The following is a 5,263-nucleotide window of genomic DNA, read 5'->3' as shown; positions in this document are numbered from 1 at the left end:
GGTTCAGGCGCGGCGCGGCAATGCGCTGACCGCCGCCGTACAGCCAGATGGCATTGACCGGTGGCAGGCCGCGAGCTTCGCGCGCCTGATTGGCCGGATGGTCGTACCAGGCCATCTGGACTTCGTTCTGCCATTTGCGCCACGTCAGTTCGGCCTTGCCTTGCGGCAGCCAGATGTCGACGTTGCGGCCGGCCGCGCGCGCGGGCGACGCGGTGAGCAGGTCGCCCAGCGCCGGCGCGCTCAGGTACCACCGGTCCGGGCGCGGGGCGACGAGGTCGCCGCCGACCTCCGCGAACAGGGCGTGTGCGGTGGCGAACAGGGCGGCTGAATCCTCGTGGCTCAACGCGAGTTCGGCGGGATCGGTCAGCACCAGGTGGTCGGTGGCGATGTGGATGTGCGCCGGCTGCGCGCAGTACCAGAACCGGGTGTCGAGCATGCCGCTGTCCTCGAACAGCATGAAAGGCGCGAGCGGCGCGCGCGACGGCCCGCCGGGCAGGCCGAAGGCTTCGGTCAGCCAGCGTTCATGGGGCAGCGTGGGGACAAACGGGTCGGCTGGCACGTCCTGCGCAGCCTGGACGCCGCGCGCGAGCAACTTTTCGAGCGCAGGCAACTCCAAGTTGGCCAGCAGTGCGGGCAAATGGGCCGACGCGGGCAACGCGAACGGCAAGAGAAAGTGCAGGGCAGGTGTATCCATATCGAGGCGAATTGTATGGCAAACTTCGCGCTGGCAGTTGGCTGACCCTCACGTCGGGGGCTGAACGAGCCATGTGTCGAGCCGGGTTCAGGTCGGGTGGCCGCCGGGCCGCGACGACAGGGGGCCACGTGGTGGTCAGATACATGGGGGCTGGGCACCGGTGCGGACTGGCGCTGGAACGCTCCGATCGATCCTTATCAAGAATCAGGAATCCGTTTGAAATTCCCATACGAATGGCAGATCGGCTGGCGCTATACGCGCACCGGCAAGCGATCATCCGGCAACGGTTTCATTTCCTTCATTTCATTCATCTCCATGGCCGGCATTGCGCTCGGCGTGGCGGCACTGATCGTGGTGCTGTCGGTGATGAACGGTTTTCAGAAGGAAGTGCGGGACCGCATGCTCTCCGTGCTTGCGCACATCGAAGTCTTCGCGGTCGACGGCAATCTGCCCGACTGGCATCGCACGGCGGCTGAAGCGTTGCAGAACAAGAATGTGATTGCGGCGGCGCCCTACGTGGGCGAGCAGGCCATGCTCACGCGCGAGGACAACGTGCGCGGCGTGGTGTTGCGCGGCATTGTTCCGAGCGAGGAAGCCAAGGTGTCCGATCTCGGCAAGCAGATTACCGAGGGCTCGCTCGCCAACCTCACGCCGGGCAGCTTCGGTATCGTGCTCGGTCGCGAACTGGCGCGGGCGCTTGGCGTGAGCATCGGCGACAAGATCACCCTCGTCGCCCCGCAAGGGACGATCACGCCCGCGGGCGTGTTGCCGCGCGTGAAACAGTTCACGGTGGTGGCCGTTTTCACGGCGGGGCACTACGAATACGACAGCTCGCTGGCGCTCATCGATCTGCACGATGCCGAGACGCTCTTGCGACTCGACGGCCCGACCGGCGTGCGGCTGAAGATCCATGACATGGAGCGGGCGCCGCTCGTGGCGCGCGAGCTGGCCAAAACCCTGTCCGGCAATATGTGGGTGCGCGACTGGACGCAGCAGAACAAGAACTGGTTCATCGCGGTGCAGACCGAAAAGCGCATGATGTTCATCATCCTGACGCTCATCATCGCCGTGGCGGCCTTCAATCTGGTGTCCTCGCTGGTGATGACGGTGACCGACAAATATGCGGACATCGCCATTCTGCGCACGCTGGGCGCACAGCCCGGCTCGATCATGAAGATCTTCATTGTGCAGGGCGTGACGATCGGTTTTGCCGGAGCGCTGCTCGGCGTGGCGCTGGGCTGCCTGATCTCGGTGAATATCGGCACCATCGTGCCATTCATCGAGCACTTGCTGGGTATCCACTTCCTGCCGCAAGACATCTATTTCATCTCCGAATTGCCCTCGGATCTGCAGTCGTCGGACGTGATCCGCATCGGGGTGATTTCGTTCATCCTCTCGGCGCTGGCGACGATCTACCCGAGCTGGCGCGCCTCGCGCGTCAAACCGGCGGAGGCCCTGCGCTATGAGTAACGCCAAGAATCAAGCGAATGCATCGTTGGCCGGTGTGCCGAACCTTGCCTATGACGGACCGGTGCTGCGCGCGCGCGATCTGCACAAGACGTTCCGTCAAGGCCAGCTCAATGTGACGGTGCTCAACGGCGCGAGTCTCGACGTGGCCCCCGGCGAGAAGGTGGCCATCGTGGGCGCGTCGGGATCGGGCAAGAGCACATTGCTGCACGTGTTGGGCGGGCTCGACGATCCGTCGCGCGGCGAGGTGTCGCTGCTCGGCAAACCGTTTTCGTCGTTGCGCGAGCGCGAAAAGACGTCGCAGCGCAATCAATCGCTCGGCTTCGTCTATCAGTTCCACCACCTGCTGGCCGAGTTTTCGGCGCTCGATAACGTGGCGATGCCGCTGCGCATTCGCCGCTTGCCGACCGAGCAGGCGCAAGCGGTGGCGCAGGCCATGCTCGAGCGTGTCGGGCTCGGCTCGCGTGTGAAGCACCGTCCGTCGGAGTTGTCGGGGGGGGAGCGTCAGCGCGTGGCAATGGCGCGCGCGCTGGTCACGCAGCCGGCTTGCGTGCTGGCTGACGAGCCGACCGGCAACCTCGACGGGCATACCGCCGAGACCGTGTTCGAACTGATGCTCGAGTTGTCGGAGACCCTGAAGACCAGCTTCGTGATCGTGACGCACGACATCGATCTGGCGAAGCGCTGCGATCGTGCCCTGCGACTGCGCGATGGGGTGCTGGAACCGGCATGACCGTGGTGCAAGCGCATTAGCGCGAGCGGCGGCTGACGTGCGCGAAACGCCGGGGTTCTCCCCGGCGTTTCGCATTTCGCGAGGCGGCGGCCGCCGTCGATTTCGGCAACGTCATAGACCGTAACGCGGCGTCGTCCGATGGTCATCGCGAGAACGGTGTGCGAGCCTTGTCAACGACCCGTAGAATTGACGTTCAAGGACCTTTGACCATGTGGATCGATACCCATTGCCATCTCGATGCGGCCGAGTTCGACGCCGACCGTGCGACCGTGATCGCTGACGCCACTGCTGCCGGCGTGGTGGGGCTCGTGGTGCCCGCCGTCGAATGCGCAACGTTCGACGAGGCGCGCGCCGCGGCTCGCGCAATTCCCGGGGGCGCTTACGCGCTGGGGATTCATCCGCTCTACACGCCACGCGCGCGCGACGAGGACATCGCCACGCTGCGCCGTGCCGTCGTGCGGGCGATGGGCGATCCGCGCTTCGTCGGTATCGGCGAGATCGGTCTCGATTTCTTCGTGACGACGCTGGACCCCGAGCGTCAGCAATTCTTTTATGTCGAGCAGTTGAAGATCGCGCGCGACTTCGATTTGCCCGTCATCCTTCACGTGCGTCGCTCGCAGGATGCCTTGCTCAAGCAACTGCGCATCTTCACCCCGCGCGGCGGCATCGCGCACGCGTTCAACGGCAGCCGGCAGCAAGCAGACACGTTCGTCGAGCGTGGCTTCTGCCTGGGGTTTGGCGGGCAGATGACCTTCGAGCGCGCCCTGCAGATCCGGCGTCTCGCGTCGGATCTGCCGCTCGATGCGCTCGTGCTGGAGACCGACGCGCCCGATATTGCGCCGCAATGGCGCTACAAGCAGCGTAATAGCCCGGTCGAGTTGCCGCGCATTGCGCAAGTGCTGGCGGACCTGCGCGGGGTGACGACTGCAGCCCTGGCGCAGGCGACTTGCCGCAATGCTTGGCGCGTGCTGCCGCGTCTGGCTGGCGCCATGGCCATGGCGCCGGGCGACGGGCCGGTTACCGGCGTTTCTCTGATCGCCGACATCTCCGATATCTCCGACGGCTTGGCGCGCTGACGCTGCGGCGTTGCGCGGTCGCGAATACATGACGTGGTGACGTCATGAGACTTGTGCTGCTTGCGTGGGTCGCCGGCGTCTGGTGGCTGCAGCAGGCGTCCGTGTTGCCTCAGGGGCGAGCGTTCGGTGCCGCGCTCGGCGTTGCCGCGGGCGTGTTTGCCCTGTGGGCGGTGTGGGCGATCCGGGGCGTCGTGGGGCGCGACCGCGGTGCTGCGCGCGCCATCCTGACGACGCGGGACGGTGGCGCACGCTTCGCACGAAGCGGCGCGCACGACGGCGAGCGCTGGCGTCACCGGAGCGTGGTGGCCGTACTGGCGCTTTGCGCGGGTGTTTTCGGTTATTCGTGGGCAGCGCTTCGGGCGGAGGCGCGATTGAACGATCGGCTGCCCGTCGAACTGGAGGGGCGCGACTTGATGGTCGTCGGTGTCGTGGCCGGACTGCCTGCGCCGACGGATGATGGGCAGCGGTTCGCGTTCGATGCGGAGCGCGCGTACGTCTTGGACGAACGATGTGAGATGCCGGTGTCCGCGACGGTGCGCTCAATGTCGGATATGCGCGGCGATCGAAGCGACGCCGATACCCGCGCAGCGCTGTGCCGGGAGGTGCGCGTGCCGAAGGCCATTGAGTTGGTGTGGCCGGGGCGCTCGCGGTTCGGCGGCAAATGGGGCCCGGGTGGGGCGGCGGCGGGAAGTCCGCACGCGGGTGAGCGGTGGCGATTGCCGGTGCGGCTCAAAGCGCCGAGAGGTTTTGCGAATTGGCATGGGGCCGATGCCGAGTTGACGGCGCTGGTGCGCGGCATTCGCGCGACGGGATACGTGCGGGCGTTGAGCGGCAGAGGCGAAGCAACAAGGACAAAGGGCCCGCTGCGTCTGCAAGCCGAGACTGTGCCCGGTTATCGATTCGTAGCCTGGCGAGAACAGCTGCGCGACAAACTTCGTGCCGGACTCGGGCCGTCGGCGCGATACGGCGGTGTCTTGATCGCGCTGGCGCTGGGGGAGCGGGGGGATATCGCGGTCGACGACTGGCAGGTTTTTGCGGATACCGGTGTAAGTCACTTGCTGGCGATTTCCGGATTGCATGTGTCGCTCGTGGCGGGTGTGCTCGCGACACTGGTTGGCACGCTCTGGCGGCGCGCTTGCACACGGCGCTTCAGTTTGCCGCTATGGTGGCCTGCGCCCAAGGCGGCGGCCGTCGCCGGTCTGCTGGCGGCGGTGGCGTACGGGGCGGTGGCGGGGTGGGGCGTTCCGGTGCGGCGCGCCGTCGGCATGGTGGCGATTCTGGTGTTCGCCTTGC

At 66.2% G+C, this 5,263-nt stretch carries 4 protein-coding genes and 1 pseudogene; 4 read left to right on the top strand and 1 reads right to left on the bottom strand.

Going from position 1 to position 5,263, the window contains the following annotated elements; all coding sequences use genetic code 11:
- Positions 1-667 (bottom strand): annotated as a pseudogene (locus A985_RS28570) (hypothetical protein); the annotation flags it as partial.
- Between the two features lie 243 nt (positions 668-910).
- Between A985_RS28570 and A985_RS0112725 the strand changes: the two are divergent.
- From A985_RS0112725 to A985_RS25355, 4 genes are all read left to right on the top strand, one after another.
- Positions 911-2,164 (top strand): lipoprotein-releasing ABC transporter permease subunit, encoded by a 1,254-nt coding sequence (locus A985_RS0112725; protein WP_017233786.1) that lies wholly within the window; start codon positions 911-913, stop codon positions 2,162-2,164.
- On the top strand, positions 2,157-2,894 hold the full coding sequence (gene lolD / locus A985_RS0112720; RefSeq protein WP_017233785.1) for a lipoprotein-releasing ABC transporter ATP-binding protein LolD: 738 nt from the start codon (positions 2,157-2,159) through the stop codon (positions 2,892-2,894). Before A985_RS0112725 ends, lolD begins: the two co-directional genes overlap by 8 nt.
- A gap of 209 nt (positions 2,895-3,103) precedes the next feature.
- On the top strand, positions 3,104-3,970 hold the full coding sequence (locus A985_RS0112715; RefSeq protein WP_017233784.1) for a TatD family hydrolase: 867 nt from the start codon (positions 3,104-3,106) through the stop codon (positions 3,968-3,970).
- Between the two features lie 44 nt (positions 3,971-4,014).
- Positions 4,015-5,263, top strand: a 1,249-nt coding sequence (locus A985_RS25355; protein ID WP_157211451.1) for a ComEC/Rec2 family competence protein, incomplete at its 3' end; no start/stop codon positions are given.

It is taken from the genome of Pandoraea sp. B-6 (assembly GCF_000282835.1).
In the GTDB taxonomy this organism is placed as follows: domain Bacteria; phylum Pseudomonadota; class Gammaproteobacteria; order Burkholderiales; family Burkholderiaceae; genus Pandoraea; species Pandoraea cepalis.
Note: the sequence above shows the minus strand (reverse complement) of the source record. Positions and strands in the feature narration are given on the sequence as shown.

Bases quoted from the DNA above. Each gene is read 5' to 3' on its own strand.
- lolD (WP_017233785.1), top strand. From the start codon at position 2,157: ATGAGTAACGCCAAGAATCAAGCGAATGCATCGTTGGCCGGTGTGCCG.
- A985_RS0112715 (WP_017233784.1), top strand. From the start codon at position 3,104: ATGTGGATCGATACCCATTGCCATCTCGATGCGGCCGAGTTCGACGCC.